The organism is Agrococcus sp. DT81.2 (assembly GCF_049844935.1).
Classification (GTDB): Bacteria; Actinomycetota; Actinomycetes; order Actinomycetales; family Microbacteriaceae; genus Agrococcus.
The window spans coordinates 425,806-439,305 of record NZ_JBNCLZ010000001.1 but is presented as its reverse complement, the minus strand read 5'-3'; the positions used below and the strand labels follow the sequence as shown (position 1 = coordinate 439,305).

Genomic DNA, 13,500 nt, shown 5'->3' with positions numbered 1-13,500 from the left:
ACCGCCGACGCTCGATAGGCTCGCAGGCATGGCCAGTGTCCTCGAGCTCACCGATGTCTCGTTCGTCCGGAGCGGCAACCGGATCCTCGACTCCGTCTCCTGGACGGTCGACGAGGCCGACCGCTGGGTGATCCTGGGGCCGAACGGTGCCGGCAAGTCGACGATCCTGCAGCTCGCGTCGGCGCACTCCCACCCGACGACCGGCACGGTCGACCTGCTGGGGGAGCGGATCGGCAAGGTCGACGTCTTCGAGCTGCGCACGCGCATCGGCCTCGCGGCCACCGGGCTCGCCCGCCGCATCCCCGCCACCGAGCGGGTCGGCGACGTCGTGCTCACCGCCGCCTACGCCGTCACCGGCCGCTGGCAGGAGCGCTACGAGTCGTTCGACCTCGAGCGCGCCGCGGAGGTGATGGACGCGTGGGACCTCAGCGCGCTCTCCACCCGCACGTTCGGCACGCTCTCCGACGGCGAGCGCAAGCGCGTGCAGATCGCTCGCGCCGTGATGACCGACCCGGAGCTCATGCTGCTCGACGAGCCCGCCGGCAGCCTCGACCTCGGCGCGCGCGAGTCGCTGCTGCAGTCGCTCGAGGACTACGCCTCGAGCAGCCTCGCCCCGGCGATCGTCATGGTCACCCACCACGTCGAGGAGATCCCGCCCGGCTTCACGCACGGCATGCTGCTGCGCGACGGCGGCATCGTCGCGGCGGGGCCGCTCGACGAGGTGCTGACGGATGCGCACCTCACCGAGACCTTCGGCCTGCCGCTCGAGGTGCGGCACGAGGGCGGCCGCTGGTCCGCCCGCGCGTCGCGCTGAGACTCGCCCGACTCTCACATCCCTGATACAATCGTCTGTCGGCCAGCACGTCGGCCGAAGACTTCCCGCGCTCGAGCGACCAAGGACTGACATGAAGACCGAGATCCACCCCGACTACCAGCCGATCGTGTTCCGCGACCTCGCCTCGGGCGAGACGTTCCTCACGCGCTCGACGGTCACCAGCAACAAGACCATCGAGCTGGACGGCGAGACCTACCCGGTCATCGACGTCGAGATCTCGAGCGCCTCGCACCCGTTCTACACGGGCAAGCAGCGCATCATGGACTCCGCCGGCCGCGTCGAGAAGTTCAAGAACCGCTACAAGGGCTTCGGCGGCTGAGCCAGCCCCACACGCGTCGAGAGGGCGGCGAGCTTCGGCTCGCCGCCCTCTGTCGTCTCGCACCGCTCGTCGAGTAGCTCGGCGGCGCAGCCGCCGCGCGTATCGAGACGAGGATGTCGCGGCGTGTGATCTCGATACGCGCGCGGCCTGCGGCCGCGAGCTACTCGATCAGCGGGGCTGGGGTCACCGCCGGAGCGGCCAGCCCCGCCCCGCGCTGAACGACGGATCGGTGCGGCGCCGGAACTCCTCGAAGTCGACGGCCTGCTCCTCGGCCCACGACGCGGTGAGGTCGTGCAGCGAGATCGGGTCGATGCGCAGCTCGGGGAACCGCGCCGCCATCGCCTGGGCCACCCGGCCCGCGGCGATCGCGTCGGCGCTCGCGTCGTGCGCGTCGAGCAGCTCGACGCCGTACACCTCGGTCGCGACCGTGAGCGTGCGCTTGCCGCGGCGGAAGCGGTCGACGCGCCGGTCGATCACCATCGGATCGATCACCGGGCGGGCGACGATCGTGTCGAGCCCGTAGCGGCGGCACTCCGCGTCGAGCAGCGAGAAGTCGTAGGCGGCGTTGAACGCGCACACCGCGAGTCCCTTCGCGAGGTGGGCGGCGATCGTGTCGCGGATCTCGCGCACGGCGTCCGCCGGCTCCGCGCCCTCTGCCCTCGCCCGCTCCGTCGTCACGCCGTGCACGGCGATCGACCCCTCGGGGATCTCGATGCCGGGGTCGACGATCCAGGAGCGCTCCTCGACGACCGAGCCCGACGCATCCAGCACACCGACGTACGCCGTCACGATGCGCGCCTCGGTCGGGTCGACGCCCGTGGTCTCGAGGTCGAACACGACGAGCCGGTCGATCCAGCGGTTCGGCGCGTCGGCGCTCACCTCGAGGATGGGCCGCTGGAGGTTCGGGCGCTGGGCCGCCGCCTGCGGGGCGATGACCGGCCGCGCGGGCTCGGGAGCAGCGCTCTCGAGGAGCGTGCCGTGGAGCTGGACGTCTGCCATGCGCCCACGGTAGCCGCGGCCGCCCACACCCGCCGGTAGGCTCGGCGGGATGCCGATCGACTCCCCGTACCGCGCGCTGCTCGACGCGCTGCCGCAGCGCGAGCGACGAGTCGAGATCGACGGCGTCGGCACCGCCGTGTTCGAGTACGGCGCCGAGGACGCGCCGGCCATCGTCTTCGTGCACGGCTTCCGCGGCGACCACCACGGGCTCGAGCCGATCGCCGCGCACCTGCCCGGCTACCGCGTCATCGCGCCCGATCTCCCCGGCTTCGGTGGGTCGGATGCGCTGCCGCACGCGACGATCGAGGCGTATGCCGCGTGGCTGCGGGCGTTCGTCGCGGCCGAGGCGGGCGCCGCCGGCGCAGCCCCCGCAGTGCTCGGCCACTCCTTCGGCTCGATCGTGGTCGCGCACGCGGCGGCCGGCGGCCTCGACGCATCCCGCATCGTGCTCGTCAACCCGATCGCCACCCCGGCGCTCTCGGGCGCCAACCGGGTCGGCTCGCTGCTCGCGCTCGCCTACTACCGCGCGGCCGCGGCGCTGCCGGAGCGAGCCGGGCTCGCCGTGCTCGGCGCGCCGCCGATCGTGCGCGGGATGAGCGCCTTCATGGCGAAGACCCGCGAGCGTCCGCTGCGCGCCTGGATCCATGACCAGCACGACCGCTACTTCTCGCGCTACGCGTCCCGCCGCTCGGTGCTCGAGGCGTTCGACGCGTCGATCCGCCACACGGTCGGCGACGTCGCGCCGCGCATCGCGCTGCCGGTGCAGCTCATCGCGGCCGATCTCGACGACATCACGCCGCTCGCGCAGCAGCACCGGCTGCGCGGGCTGTTCCCCGACGCGCGGCTCTCGGTGCTGCGCGGGGTCGGGCATCTCGTGCACTACGAGCAGCCGCGCGAGGCGGCCGCGATCATCCGCCGCTTCCTGGCAGAGCGGTAGCCGCGCCGTGCGCATCCTCTTCGACTGCCGCTACGTGCGGCTCGAGCGCCACGACGGCATCTCCCGGTTCTCGGCCGAGCTCGTCGCCGAGCTCGCGCGCGACCACGACGTGACGATGCTCGTGAGCGACGAGCGCCAGCTGTCGATGCTGCCGGCGCTCCCGCACGTGCTCGGGCCGTCGGCGACCGGCGCGCTCGAGCCGCTCACCGCCTGGCGACTGCGGCACGTGCCCGTCGACATCGCCTACTCGCCGATGCAGACGATCGGCACCGGCGGCCGGGCGTGGCCGATGGTGACGACCGTGCACGACCTCATCTACTACCGCCACCGCACGCCGCCGCGCAGCCTGGCGGCGCCCATCCGCGGGCTCTGGCGGCTCTACCACCTCTCCTTCGCGCCGCAGCGGCTGCTGCTCGACGGCGCCGACGGCATCGTGACGATCTCGGAGACCACGCGCGAGCTGATCCGGCGGCACCGACTGACGCGCCTCCCGGTCGCGATCGTCCCGAACGCGGCGGCCCCGCTCGGCGCGCCGGTGACGCACACGGCCCCGCCGACGAAGCGGCTCGTGTACATGGGCTCCTTCATGCCCTACAAGGACGTCGAGACGCTCGCGCGCGCCACCGCGCTGCTGCCCGACCACGAGCTGCACCTGTGCAGCCGCATCGACGCGGCGAGCCGCGACCGGCTCGAGCGGATCGCGCCCGGCGCATCCGTCGTCTTCCACGACGGCGTCTCCGACGAGGCCTACGCCGACCTGCTGCGCAGCGCGACGGCGCTCGTGCACGCCTCGCGCGACGAGGGCTTCGGCATACCGCTGCTCGAGGCGATGAGCCTCGGCGTGCCCGTCGTCGTCGCCGACACGGCGATCTTCCGGGAGGTCGGCGGCGACGCCGCGCGGTTCTTCCCCGTCGGTGATGCGGATGCGCTCGCGCGCGCCGTGCGGGAGCTCGAGGGGGAGTGGGCGGCCGTCTCGCGCGCGTCGCTCGAGCAGGCGGCGCGGTTCAGCTGGCGCGCGTCGGCGGAGCGGCTGAGCGCGTTCCTCGAGCGGATCGCGGGGGAGCGCGGAAGCACGCACAGGCGCTCGCACGGAGCGAGCGGCTAGGTCTCGATACGCGCGCGCCTTCGGCACGCGCTACTCGACCCTGACAGCTCCGCGCTCGCGACTTCGTCGCGTTGAGCGCTCTGCTGTCAGAAGGGCGCCACCAGGGCGTCGGCGATCGCCGTCAGCGATTCGCTCGTGCCGCCCTCGACGCGCACGGTGGCGCGCGAGTCCCAGCGCGTCTCGCCGCGGTTGACGATCACGATCGGCACGCCGGTTCGACGCGCCACCTCGAGCAGCCGCGTCCCCGAGTTCACGACGAGCGACGAGCCCGCGACGAGCACGACCGAGCCGGCCGCGACGACATCACGCGCCTCGGCGAACACCTTCGGCGGCACCGTCTCGCCGAAGAACACGACATCCGGCTTCAGCACGCCGCCGCAGACCGGGCAGTCCGGCACCACGAACTCGCGCGACGGGTCGATCTCGACGTCGCCGTCGGGCTGCAGCCGCACCTGGTCGGGCACGACGATCCACGGGTTGAGGCGCTCGATCTCGTCGGCGATGCGGTGCCGGTCGAACGTCGTGCCGCACTGCAGGCACGAGACCGTGTGCATCTGCCCGTGCACGTGCGTGACCCTCGACGAGCCCGCGCGCTCGTGCAGGTCGTCGACGTTCTGCGTCGCGATGCCGGTGATCAGGCCGGCCTCCTCCATGAGGGCGAGCGCTCGGTGGCCGTCGTTCGGGTGCACCGAGGTGAAGCGGCGCCAGCCCAGGTGGCTGCCCGCCCAGTAGCGGCGACGCGCCGCGTCGCTCGAGCGGAACGTGTCGAACACCATCGGCGTGCGGGCCGGCGCGCCCTCGCCGCGGTAGTCGGGGATGCCCGAGTCGGTCGAGATCCCGGCGCCCGTGAGCACCGCGATGCGCTTGCCGCGGAGGAGGTCGATCGCTGCGTCGAGCACTCCGCCACAGTACTCGCCGCTAGGCTCGTCCATCGGAGACCCGGGGGAGGACGCATGCCGATCATCGCGATCGACTCCCTCGACGACCCCCGGCTCGACGACTACGTCGCCCTCACCGACGTCGCGCTGCGCCGCCGCACGGAGCCCGCCCGCGGCCTCTACATCGCCGAGTCGCAGACGGTGCTCGAGCGGGCCCTCCGCGCCGGCCACGAGCCCCGCTCCGTGCTCGTCGCCCCGCGCTGGCTGCCGCAGGTCGAGGCGCTGCTCGGTGACCGCGACGTGCCCGTCTTCGTCGGCGAGGAGCCGGTGCTCGAGGAGCTCACCGGCTTCCACCTGCACCGCGGCGCGCTCGCGTCGATGCAGCGTCCCGCGCTGCCGGATGCGTCGGCGCTGCTCGCGCACGCCCGTCGCGTCGTCGTGCTCGACGGCCTCGTCGACCACACGAACGTGGGCGCCGCGTTCCGCTCGGTCGCCGGCATCGGCGCGGACGCCGTGCTCGTCACCGCCGCGTGCGCCGACCCGCTGTACCGCCGCAGCGTGCGCGTGTCGATGGGCACGGTGCTGCAGGTGCCGTGGACCCGCATCGAGTCGCTCGAAGCCGCCATGCCCGCCTTCCGCGACGCGGGCTTCGAGGTGGTCGCGATGGCGCTGCGCGACGATGCCGTCGACCTCGACGCCTACGCGGCGGATGCGGCCGACCGCGTCGCGCTCGTGTTCGGCTCCGAGGGCCCCGGCCTCGGCGCTCGCGCGATCGCCGCCGCCGACCGGGTGGTGCGCATCCCGATGCACCACGGCGTCGACTCCCTCAACGTGGCCGCCTCCGCGGCCGTCGCGATGTGGGCCCTGCGCGCCGAGCCGAACGGGAGACGATCATGACGGTCACCGCCGCGACCCAGCGGGCGCAGCGCCCGCATCCGCTCGTCGTGCTGCTGCGCGTCGCCGTCGCGATGCTGCTCGTCGCCGTCGTCGCGCTCGGCGTCGCCGTGCTGCTCGCGCCCACGCCCGCCGTCGAGGCGACGCCCGTCGAGGCGACCGCGGAGCCGCTGCCGCAGGCCTCGATCGACTGGCCACCCGCCGCGAGGGCCGCCGGCTACGGCGTCGTCGGCATCGACGGCGCTCCCGACAGCTGGGCGACCACCGGCAGCGACCAGGCGCATCCGATGGCGAGCGTGACGAAGCTCGTGACCGTGCTCATCGTGCTCGAGGCGCACCCGCTGGTCGGCGACGATCGCGGCCCCACCATCACGCTCGACGGCGACGACGTGTCGGCGCAGGCCCGCGCGCTCGACGAGAACGCACCGATCGCGCCCGTCTTCAACGGCATGCAGGTGACGCAGCGCGACCTCGTCGAGTGGTCGCTCGTCGACTCCGCCGGCAACGCCATCTGGTCGCTCGCGAACTGGGCGTTCGGCGACATGGACGGCTTCCTCGCGGCCGCCGACGCGTGGGCCGAGCGCCACGGGCTCGACCAGACGAACCTCGACGACCCCGCGGGCCTCGCCGCCGGCAGCGTCTCGAGCGCCGAGGACCTCACGCGCATCGCGCTCATGGCGGTCGAGGACCCTGTCGTGCTCGCCACGATCCAGCTCGAGTCGGTGCGCATCCCCGGCATCGGCCTCGCGCCGAACACCAATCGCATCCTGGGCGAGCACGACATCGACGGCGGCAAGACCGGCACGCTGAAGGTGTGGGGCCGCAACCTGTTCGTCACCGCGATCCGCGAGGTCGAGGGGGTCGAGCGGCGGGTGGTCGGCATCGTCATGGGCACGATCGCGGCCGACGAGACCGACGCGGCGATGATCCAGCTGCTCGAGAGCGTCTGGCCGAACTTCGGCGTGCGCACGATCCTCCCCGAGGGCACGGTCGTGGCGGCGTACCGAGCACCCTGGGGCGCGACGACGGATGCCGTCACGACCGGTGCGCTCGAGGCGCACGTGTTCGCCGACGCAGCGCCCGGCTGGACGGCCAGCGCCGAGCCGATCGAGGCCGGCACACCGGCGAGCGCCGTCGGCGAGGCGCGGCTCGAGGTGGGCGACGTCGCCGCTCCGGTGCGGACGACCGGGCTGCTGCTCGGACCGGATGCCTGGTGGCGCGTCATGAACGCGCCGACGGTGCTCGGCTGGTACTGGGACTAGCTCCCCTCGAAGGGGTCAGTCCTCGACGTGCTCGACCGGGAGCACCGGGCCGGCTGTCGGCCGCTTCGGCTGGATCATGTCGCCCGACGACTGCCCGCGCAGCCGCCGCACGACCCACGGCGCGAGGTGCTCCCGCGCCCACGCGATGTCGTCGAGCTTCACCCGCTGCCAGCTGCGCGCCGGCAGCGGCACGGGCTCCATCGGCGTGAGCTCGTGCCGCACGCCGAGCGCGTCGAGCACCAGGATCGCGATCGCGTGGTGCCCGTAGGGCGAGAAGTGCAGCCGGTCGGGCGCCCACATGCGGGGCTGCTGCAGCTGCCGCGCCGACCACATGTCGGCGATGATCGCGCCGTGCTTGGCGGCGATGCCGTGCAGGTTCGCGTTGTAGATGCCGACCTTGCCGCGGATGCCGCGCAGCACCGGCGTCATGGCGATGTCGGGCCCATTGAAGAGCACGACGTCGGCGCCGGTCGCGCGCAGCCGGCCGATGACCGTGTCGATGCGCGCGGCGAGCTCGTCCGGGTCGCCGCCGGGGCGGATGAGGTCGTTGCCGCCGGCCGAGATGGTGATGAGGTCGGGCTCGAGCGCGATCGCCGGCTCGAGCTGCTCGTCGACGATCTGCTGCAGCAGCCGGCCGCGGATCGCCAGGTTCGCGTAGGCGAAGTCCGGACGGGTGCGCGCGAGCTCCTCCGCCACCCGGTCCGCCCAGCCGCGCACGCCGTTCGGCACGCCCGGCTCCTCATCGCCGACCCCCTCCGTGAAGCTGTCGCCGAGCGCCACGTAGCGCGAGTAGGGGTGCTCCATGCCGGGATGCTGCATGCCCCCATCCTGCCCGCCCGTCGTGCCGCGCGCATGTCGGCGGCCCGTGGGACGATGACGGGGTGAGCAAGCAGGACGGGTCCGATCGCCTCGTCTCGGGCCCGGACGTCGACGACTCGACCGCGACGATCCTGCACGTCGACCTCGACGCGTTCTTCGCGTCCGCCTCGCTGCTGAGCCGCCCTGACCTGCTCGGGCTCCCGGTCGTGATCGGTCACGACTCGACCCGCTCCGTCGTGACCGCAGCCACCTACGAGGCCCGCCGGTACGGCGTGCACTCGGCGATGCCCATGGCGCGGGCGCTGCGGCTGTGCCCGAACGCGGTCATCCTCGAGCCCGACTTCGGCCTCTACCAGCGGCTCTCGAAGCAGGTGATGGGCATCCTCGACGACGTCTCGCCCGACGTCGAGCGGCTCGGCATCGACGAGGCGTTCGTCGGCATCGCGGGCCTCCGGCGGCTCGCCGGCGGCGCGAACCGCATCGGCCCCGCGCTGCGCGCGCGCATCCGCGCCGAGACGGGCCTCGTCGCATCCGTCGGCGCCGCGGGGACGAAGTACGTCGCGAAGCTCGCGTCGTCGCGCGCGAAGCCCGACGGGATGCTCGTCGTGCCCGACGACGCCGTGATCGGCTTCCTGCATCCGCAGCCGGTCTCGGCGCTCTGGGGTGTCGGCCCGGCCCAGCAGGAGCGGCTCGCGCGCTACGGCCTCCACACGGTCGGCGACGTGGCCCACACGCCGCAGGAGCGGCTCGCCGCGTGGTTCGGCCCGGCGACCGGCGCCCACCTGGCCGCGCTCGCCTGGGGTCGCGACGCGCGCGCCGTGCAGGAGCGCGTCGTGCAGGAACGCGGCCACGAGCAGTCCTTCGGCCACAACCACACCTTCCACCACGACGTCACCGACCGCAGCGAGCAGCAGGGCGAGATCCTGCGGCTCGCGACCGGCGTCGGGCGGCGGCTGCGCGACGCCGGCGTGCAGGCACGCACGATCACGCTCACCGTGCGGTTCCACGACTTCCGCACCATCACGCGCTCGCGCACGCTGCCCGAGCCGACGGATGTGACGCGCGTCATCGTCGAGACGGCGTGGTCGCTGCTCGACGCGCTCGGCGAGATCCCGCCCGTGCGGCTGCTGGGCGTGCGCGCGAGCGGCGTGCAGGACGCCGCCGACCTCGGGCTGCTGTGGGACGACTCGGCGACGTGGGGAAGCGCAGAGCGCGCGATGGACGCGGTGCACGACCGGTTCGGCGCGGCCGCCGTGGCGCCGGCGAGCATGCTGCGGCGCGAGCGCAAGCGCGACGACACCGGCCCGTCCGGCGGCGACTGAGCCGCAGTCGACTGCGATCAGTCCCGGCTCGATCGGCCGCATCCGCGCCGACGAGCCGCTCGGGGTGCGTCAGCGGCGCCCGAGCCACCGCTCGACGGGGATCGAGCCGGACTGGTTGGGCGTGAGCACCCACACGACCAGGTAGAGGCCCCAGCCGACGACCGGCAGCGCGAACAGCAGGAGCATGACGAGGCGGATGAGCCACACGTTGATGCGCAGCTTGGCGGCGATGCCGCCGCAGATGCCCGCCAGCAGCCGCTCGGGGCCGCGGCGGAAGCCGGAGGAGCGGATGGAGTCGAAGACGGAGGCCATGGCGCGAGCGTAGCCGCGCAAGCCGTGCGGCGGCAGGGAGGCTGCGGGTGGAGGAGACCGGGGAAACGGGAAGAGGCCCGGAGCATCTGCTCCGGGCCTCTCTCTGTGCGCGAGGGGGGACTTGAACCCCCACGCCCTAATACGGGCACTAGCACCTCAAGCTAGCGCGTCTGCCATTTCCGCCACCCGCGCAAGGTGTTGCTGCCACCAGGCGTCTCCGCCAGGTGCCGATCTCGCCGTGCATTGCTGCACTGCAGGACCGAGAGACGACTCTAGCACGACCGCTCAGCGCCCGACGACCATGGGCCGCTCCGCGCGACGGCTACCCTTGGGTGGTGACCGATGGCCTCTCTCGCACCGCGCAAGTCGCTCGCGACCTCATCCGGTTCGACACCCAGAACTGGGGCGGCGGTCGATCCTCCGGCGAGGCCGACGCGGCCGCCTACGTCGTCGGCGTGCTCGCCGCCATGGGCGTGGAGAGCCAGACCTTCGAGCCGGCGCCAGGCCGCGCGAGCGTCGTCGCCCGCGTCGAGGGCACCGACCCGACGCTGCCGCTGCTCGTCGTGCACGGGCACCTCGACGTCGTGCCGGCGGACGCCTCGGAGTGGAGCGTCGACCCGTTCGCCGGGGAGGTGCGCGACGGCTGCCTGTGGGGACGCGGCGCGGTAGACATGAAGGACATGGACGCGATGATCCTCGTCGCACTCGAGCGCATCCTCGCCGCCGGCAAGCGGCCGCGCCGCGGCCTCGTCGTCGCGTTCTTCGCCGACGAGGAGGCCGGCAGCGAGCTCGGCGCGCGGTGGCTCGTGCGCCAGCACCCCGAGCTGTTCGCGGGCGCCACCGAGGCGATCAGCGAGGTCGGCGGCTACTCGGTCGAGATCGCCGGCAGGCGCGCGTACCTGCTGCAGACCGGCGAGAAGGCGCTGCAGTGGATCCTGCTGCGCGCGCGAGGCACCGCAGCGCACGGCTCGCAGCACATGCGCGACAACGCGGTCACGAAGCTCGCTCGAGCCGTCGCGGACGTCGGCGCGCACGAGTTCCCCGTCGAGCTCACCGACACGACCCGAGCGCTCATCGCCCGCGTCGCGGAACTGCTCGGCGTCGACGACGGCGACGCCGACGCGGTCGCCGAGCGCACCGGCACGGTCTCGCGGTTCCTGCGCTCGAGCCTCCGCCACACCGCGAACCCGACCATGCTCGACGCCGGCTACAAGCACAATGTCATCCCCTCGGTCGCCGAGGCGCGCATCGACGTGCGCCCGCTGCCGGGCCGGGAGCGCGAGGCGCTCGACGCCATCCGCGCGATCGTCGGCGACGACATCGAGGTCGAGCTCGTGCACGGCGACATCGGCATCGAGCACCGCTTCGGCGGCGAGCTCGTCGACGCGATGGTCGCGTCGCTCGGCCGGCACGACCCCGGCGCGCCCGTGCTGCCGTACATGCTCTCGGGCGGCACCGACAACAAGTCGCTGTCGGAGATCGGCATCGCCGGCTACGGCTTCGCGCCACTGCGGCTCACGCCCGACCTCGACTTCGCCGCGATGTTCCACGGCGTCGACGAGCGCGTGCCGCTCGATGCGCTCGACTTCGGCACCGACGTGCTCGAAGACCTGCTGCTGACCTACTGACCTGCCCACCTGCAGACCCCTGCCCTCTACCGATTCGGAACCATGGACTGGCTCATCGCGATACTGCTCGGTGCGCTCCAGGGCGCCACCGAGTTCCTCCCCATCTCGTCCAGCGCGCACCTGCGCATCGCCGGTGAGCTGCTGCCGGGCGCGGAGGATCCCGGTGCGACCTTCACGGCGATCACGCAGATCGGCACCGAGGTCGCGGTCGTCGTCTTCTTCTGGCGCGACATCTCGCGGATCATCGCGAAGTGGTTCGGCGCCCTGCGCGGCAAGGTCGCGAAGGACGACCCGGACGTGAAGATGGGCTGGCTCGTCATCATCGGCACGATCCCGATCGTGCTCGCGGGCGTGCTCTTCCAGGACCTCATCCGCGACCAGTGGCGCAGCCTCTGGATCACCGCGACGGTGCTCATCGTCTTCGGCATCATCCTCGGCCTGTGCGACATGCTCGGCAACCGCGTGAAGACGCTCGAGACGACCACGTACCGCGACGGATTGCTCATCGGACTCGCCCAGGTGCTCGCGCTCGTCCCCGGGGTCTCACGCTCCGGCGCGACGACCAGCATGGGCCGCGCGCTGGGCTACGAGCGGCCGGCGGCCGCGAAGTACGCGTTCTTCCTGGCCGTGCCCGCCGTGTTCGGCGCCGGCCTCTACGAGACCGCGCAGGCGATCACCGAGCCCTCCTCCGTCGGGCTCGGCTGGGGGCCGACGATCGCGGCGACGATCGTCGCGTTCCTCGTCGGCATGGCGGTCATCAAGTGGCTCATGGCGTTCCTCTCGCGCGGATCGTTCCTGCCGTTCGTGCTCTACCGGATCGCGCTCGGCACGGTGCTCCTCGTCGCGCTCAGCGCGGGCTGGATCGAAGCGCAGTGAGGGCTTGGCAGCAGGTCCGAGTCCCGTCGCTGGATGCGCTGGGGCACGGCACGGGGGAGCGGCCGAGCGTGCACGACGTGCGCCGCGACGGCCGGGCCGTCGTGCCCGCCGGACGGACGGCATCCATGTACACGTGCGGCATCACGCCCTACGACGCGACCCATCTCGGCCACGCGTTCACCTACCTCGCGTTCGACACTCTCACGCGCGTGTGGCTCGACGCGGGCATCGAGGTGCGCACGGCGATGAACTCGACCGACGTCGACGACCCGCTGCTCGAGCGCGCCGCCCGCGACGGCGTCGACTGGCGCGAGCTGGCCGATCGGCAGCAGCGGCTGTTCCGCGCCGACATGGAGGCGCTGCGCATCCTGCCGCCCGACTCGTGGGTCGCGGTCACCGAGCGCATCCAGCCGATCGCCGACGCCGTGCGGCGGATGCTCGACTCGGGCGACGCGTACACGCTGCCGGCCGACGACGCCGTCGAGCGGGGTGCGGTCGACGTGCTGTTCGACACGACGAAGCGGCGGCAGTTCCCCGTCGGGACCGGCAGCCGCACCGACGCCGCCGAGATGCTCGAGCTGACGCGCGAGTTCGGCGGCGACCCCGACCGCCCGGGCAAGCGCTCGCCGCTCGACCCGCTGCTGTGGCGCGCGGAGCGGCCGGGGGAGCCCGCGTGGGACTCGCCGGTCGGCCGCGGTCGGCCCGGGTGGCACGTCGAGTGCACGGCGATCGCGATGGCAGAGCTCGGCGCCCCGTTCACGGTCGCCGCCGGCGGCCGCGACCTGCGGTTCCCGCACCAGGAGATGCAGGGCCACCACGCGCTCGCGCTCGGCGCCCCGATGTTCAGCGACGTGCGCCTCAACGCGGGCCTCGTCGCCTTCGAGGGCGAGAAGATGTCGAAGTCCCTCGGCAACCTCGTGCTCGTCTCGCGGCTGCTCGAGCAGGGCGCGCGCCCGGAGGCGCTGCGGCTCGCGCTGCTCGACCACCACTGGCGCGAGGACTGGGAGTGGTTCCCGGACCAGCTCGAGGCGGCGGAGCAGCGGCTCGACCGCTGGCTGGTGTGGTCGACGACGCCCGACGACGACCCGTCGCTGTCGGAGTCGATCGTGCCGTGGTTGCGCGTGACGCTCGCCGACGACCTGCACACGCCGGCGGCGCTGCAGGCGGTCGACGCGTTCATCCTGCGGGCGCCGGCCGACGCGGGCAGCCTCGCAGCGATCGACGCGCTGCTGGGCGTCGACCTGAAGAGCGTCCGCCCGCGCTGACAGCCGGTTCCGGGACCTCTTTCACCAACGGGGACCCGGTGCACCAGGT

The 13,500-nt window shown here is 73.1% G+C and carries 14 protein-coding genes and 1 tRNA gene; 10 read left to right on the top strand and 5 right to left on the bottom strand.

Annotation, left to right across the window (positions count from 1 at the left end; genetic code table 11):
- Window positions 1-28: 28 nt before the first annotated feature.
- Together ACLQ21_RS02130 and ACLQ21_RS02125 are read left to right on the top strand one after the other, a co-directional pair.
- A complete protein-coding gene (locus ACLQ21_RS02130; RefSeq protein ID WP_425660985.1) occupies window positions 29-814 on the top strand; it encodes an ABC transporter ATP-binding protein in 786 nt (261 codons plus the stop codon).
- 91 nt (window positions 815-905) lie between these two features.
- A complete protein-coding gene (locus tag ACLQ21_RS02125) occupies window positions 906-1,154 on the top strand; it encodes a type B 50S ribosomal protein L31 (RefSeq protein ID WP_425660983.1) in 249 nt (82 codons plus the stop codon).
- Between the two features lie 183 nt (window positions 1,155-1,337).
- Here the strand turns inward: ACLQ21_RS02125 and ACLQ21_RS02120 are convergent, their stop codons facing one another.
- On the bottom strand, window positions 1,338-2,153 hold the full coding sequence (locus ACLQ21_RS02120) for an exonuclease domain-containing protein (RefSeq protein ID WP_425660981.1): 816 nt from the start codon (window positions 2,151-2,153) through the stop codon (window positions 1,338-1,340).
- Between the two features lie 49 nt (window positions 2,154-2,202).
- On the opposite strand from ACLQ21_RS02120, the gene ACLQ21_RS02115 reads away from it, so the two are divergent.
- Window positions 2,203-3,090: an alpha/beta fold hydrolase gene (locus ACLQ21_RS02115; protein ID WP_425660979.1), complete on the top strand. Its 888-nt coding sequence runs from the start codon at window positions 2,203-2,205 to the stop codon at window positions 3,088-3,090.
- A 7-nt stretch (window positions 3,091-3,097) separates the two neighbouring features.
- On the top strand, window positions 3,098-4,195 hold the full coding sequence (locus ACLQ21_RS02110) for a glycosyltransferase family 4 protein (RefSeq protein ID WP_425660977.1): 1,098 nt from the start codon (window positions 3,098-3,100) through the stop codon (window positions 4,193-4,195).
- A gap of 86 nt (window positions 4,196-4,281) precedes the next feature.
- Here ACLQ21_RS02110 and ACLQ21_RS02105 read toward each other — a convergent pair whose 3' ends face one another.
- Window positions 4,282-5,127, bottom strand: coding sequence for a Sir2 family NAD-dependent protein deacetylase (locus ACLQ21_RS02105; RefSeq protein ID WP_425660975.1), 846 nt, complete (start codon window positions 5,125-5,127; stop codon window positions 4,282-4,284).
- A 21-nt stretch (window positions 5,128-5,148) separates the two neighbouring features.
- Between ACLQ21_RS02105 and ACLQ21_RS02100 the strand changes: the two genes are divergently transcribed.
- On the top strand, window positions 5,149-5,970 hold the full coding sequence (locus tag ACLQ21_RS02100; RefSeq protein ID WP_425660973.1) for a TrmH family RNA methyltransferase: 822 nt from the start codon (window positions 5,149-5,151) through the stop codon (window positions 5,968-5,970).
- Complete coding sequence (locus ACLQ21_RS02095) at window positions 5,967-7,229, top strand: D-alanyl-D-alanine carboxypeptidase family protein (RefSeq protein ID WP_425660971.1); 1,263 nt, start codon at window positions 5,967-5,969, stop codon at window positions 7,227-7,229. Before ACLQ21_RS02100 ends, ACLQ21_RS02095 begins: the two co-directional genes overlap by 4 nt.
- Window positions 7,230-7,244: 15 nt before the next feature.
- Here ACLQ21_RS02095 and ACLQ21_RS02090 read toward each other — a convergent pair whose 3' ends face one another.
- Window positions 7,245-8,048: an SGNH/GDSL hydrolase family protein gene (locus ACLQ21_RS02090; protein WP_425660969.1), complete on the bottom strand. Its 804-nt coding sequence runs from the start codon at window positions 8,046-8,048 to the stop codon at window positions 7,245-7,247.
- 62 nt (window positions 8,049-8,110) lie between these two features.
- Here ACLQ21_RS02090 and dinB point away from each other — a divergent pair, with 62 nt between their 5' ends.
- Window positions 8,111-9,370 carry a DNA polymerase IV gene (dinB, locus tag ACLQ21_RS02085; protein ID WP_425660967.1) on the top strand — a complete coding sequence of 420 codons (1,260 nt, stop codon included), beginning with the start codon at window positions 8,111-8,113 and terminating at the stop codon, window positions 9,368-9,370.
- Between the two features lie 69 nt (window positions 9,371-9,439).
- Here dinB and ACLQ21_RS02080 read toward each other — a convergent pair whose 3' ends face one another.
- Together ACLQ21_RS02080 and ACLQ21_RS02075 are read right to left on the bottom strand one after the other, a co-directional pair.
- Window positions 9,440-9,682 (bottom strand): PspC domain-containing protein, encoded by a 243-nt coding sequence (locus tag ACLQ21_RS02080; RefSeq protein WP_425660965.1) that lies wholly within the window; start codon window positions 9,680-9,682, stop codon window positions 9,440-9,442.
- A 106-nt stretch (window positions 9,683-9,788) separates the two neighbouring features.
- Window positions 9,789-9,874 (bottom strand) — tRNA-Leu (locus tag ACLQ21_RS02075).
- Window positions 9,875-10,017: 143 nt separating this feature from the next.
- On the opposite strand from ACLQ21_RS02075, the gene ACLQ21_RS02070 reads away from it, so the two are divergent.
- The 3 genes from ACLQ21_RS02070 to ACLQ21_RS02060 are packed head-to-tail and all read left to right on the top strand — an operon-like array spanning window position 10,018 to window position 13,451.
- On the top strand, window positions 10,018-11,310 hold the full coding sequence (locus tag ACLQ21_RS02070) for a M20/M25/M40 family metallo-hydrolase (RefSeq protein ID WP_425660963.1): 1,293 nt from the start codon (window positions 10,018-10,020) through the stop codon (window positions 11,308-11,310).
- Between the two features lie 42 nt (window positions 11,311-11,352).
- Window positions 11,353-12,186: an undecaprenyl-diphosphate phosphatase gene (locus ACLQ21_RS02065; protein ID WP_425660961.1), complete on the top strand. Its 834-nt coding sequence runs from the start codon at window positions 11,353-11,355 to the stop codon at window positions 12,184-12,186.
- Window positions 12,183-13,451, top strand: coding sequence for a cysteine--1-D-myo-inosityl 2-amino-2-deoxy-alpha-D-glucopyranoside ligase (locus ACLQ21_RS02060; RefSeq protein ID WP_425660959.1), 1,269 nt, complete (start codon window positions 12,183-12,185; stop codon window positions 13,449-13,451). Before ACLQ21_RS02065 ends, ACLQ21_RS02060 begins: the two co-directional genes overlap by 4 nt.
- Window positions 13,452-13,500: the final 49 nt, after the last annotated feature.

Coding starts and splice junctions, on each gene's coding strand:
- ACLQ21_RS02100 (WP_425660973.1), top strand. CDS start 5,149: ATGCCGATCATCGCGATCGACTCCCTCGACGACCCCCGGCTCGACGAC.
- ACLQ21_RS02120 (WP_425660981.1), bottom strand. CDS start 2,153: ATGGCAGACGTCCAGCTCCACGGCACGCTCCTCGAGAGCGCTGCTCCC.
- ACLQ21_RS02130 (WP_425660985.1), top strand. CDS start 29: ATGGCCAGTGTCCTCGAGCTCACCGATGTCTCGTTCGTCCGGAGCGGC.
- ACLQ21_RS02095 (WP_425660971.1), top strand. CDS start 5,967: ATGACGGTCACCGCCGCGACCCAGCGGGCGCAGCGCCCGCATCCGCTC.
- ACLQ21_RS02105 (WP_425660975.1), bottom strand. CDS start 5,127: ATGGACGAGCCTAGCGGCGAGTACTGTGGCGGAGTGCTCGACGCAGCG.
- ACLQ21_RS02080 (WP_425660965.1), bottom strand. CDS start 9,682: ATGGCCTCCGTCTTCGACTCCATCCGCTCCTCCGGCTTCCGCCGCGGC.
- ACLQ21_RS02115 (WP_425660979.1), top strand. CDS start 2,203: ATGCCGATCGACTCCCCGTACCGCGCGCTGCTCGACGCGCTGCCGCAG.
- ACLQ21_RS02125 (WP_425660983.1), top strand. CDS start 906: ATGAAGACCGAGATCCACCCCGACTACCAGCCGATCGTGTTCCGCGAC.
- ACLQ21_RS02090 (WP_425660969.1), bottom strand. CDS start 8,048: ATGCAGCATCCCGGCATGGAGCACCCCTACTCGCGCTACGTGGCGCTC.
- ACLQ21_RS02065 (WP_425660961.1), top strand. CDS start 11,353: ATGGACTGGCTCATCGCGATACTGCTCGGTGCGCTCCAGGGCGCCACC.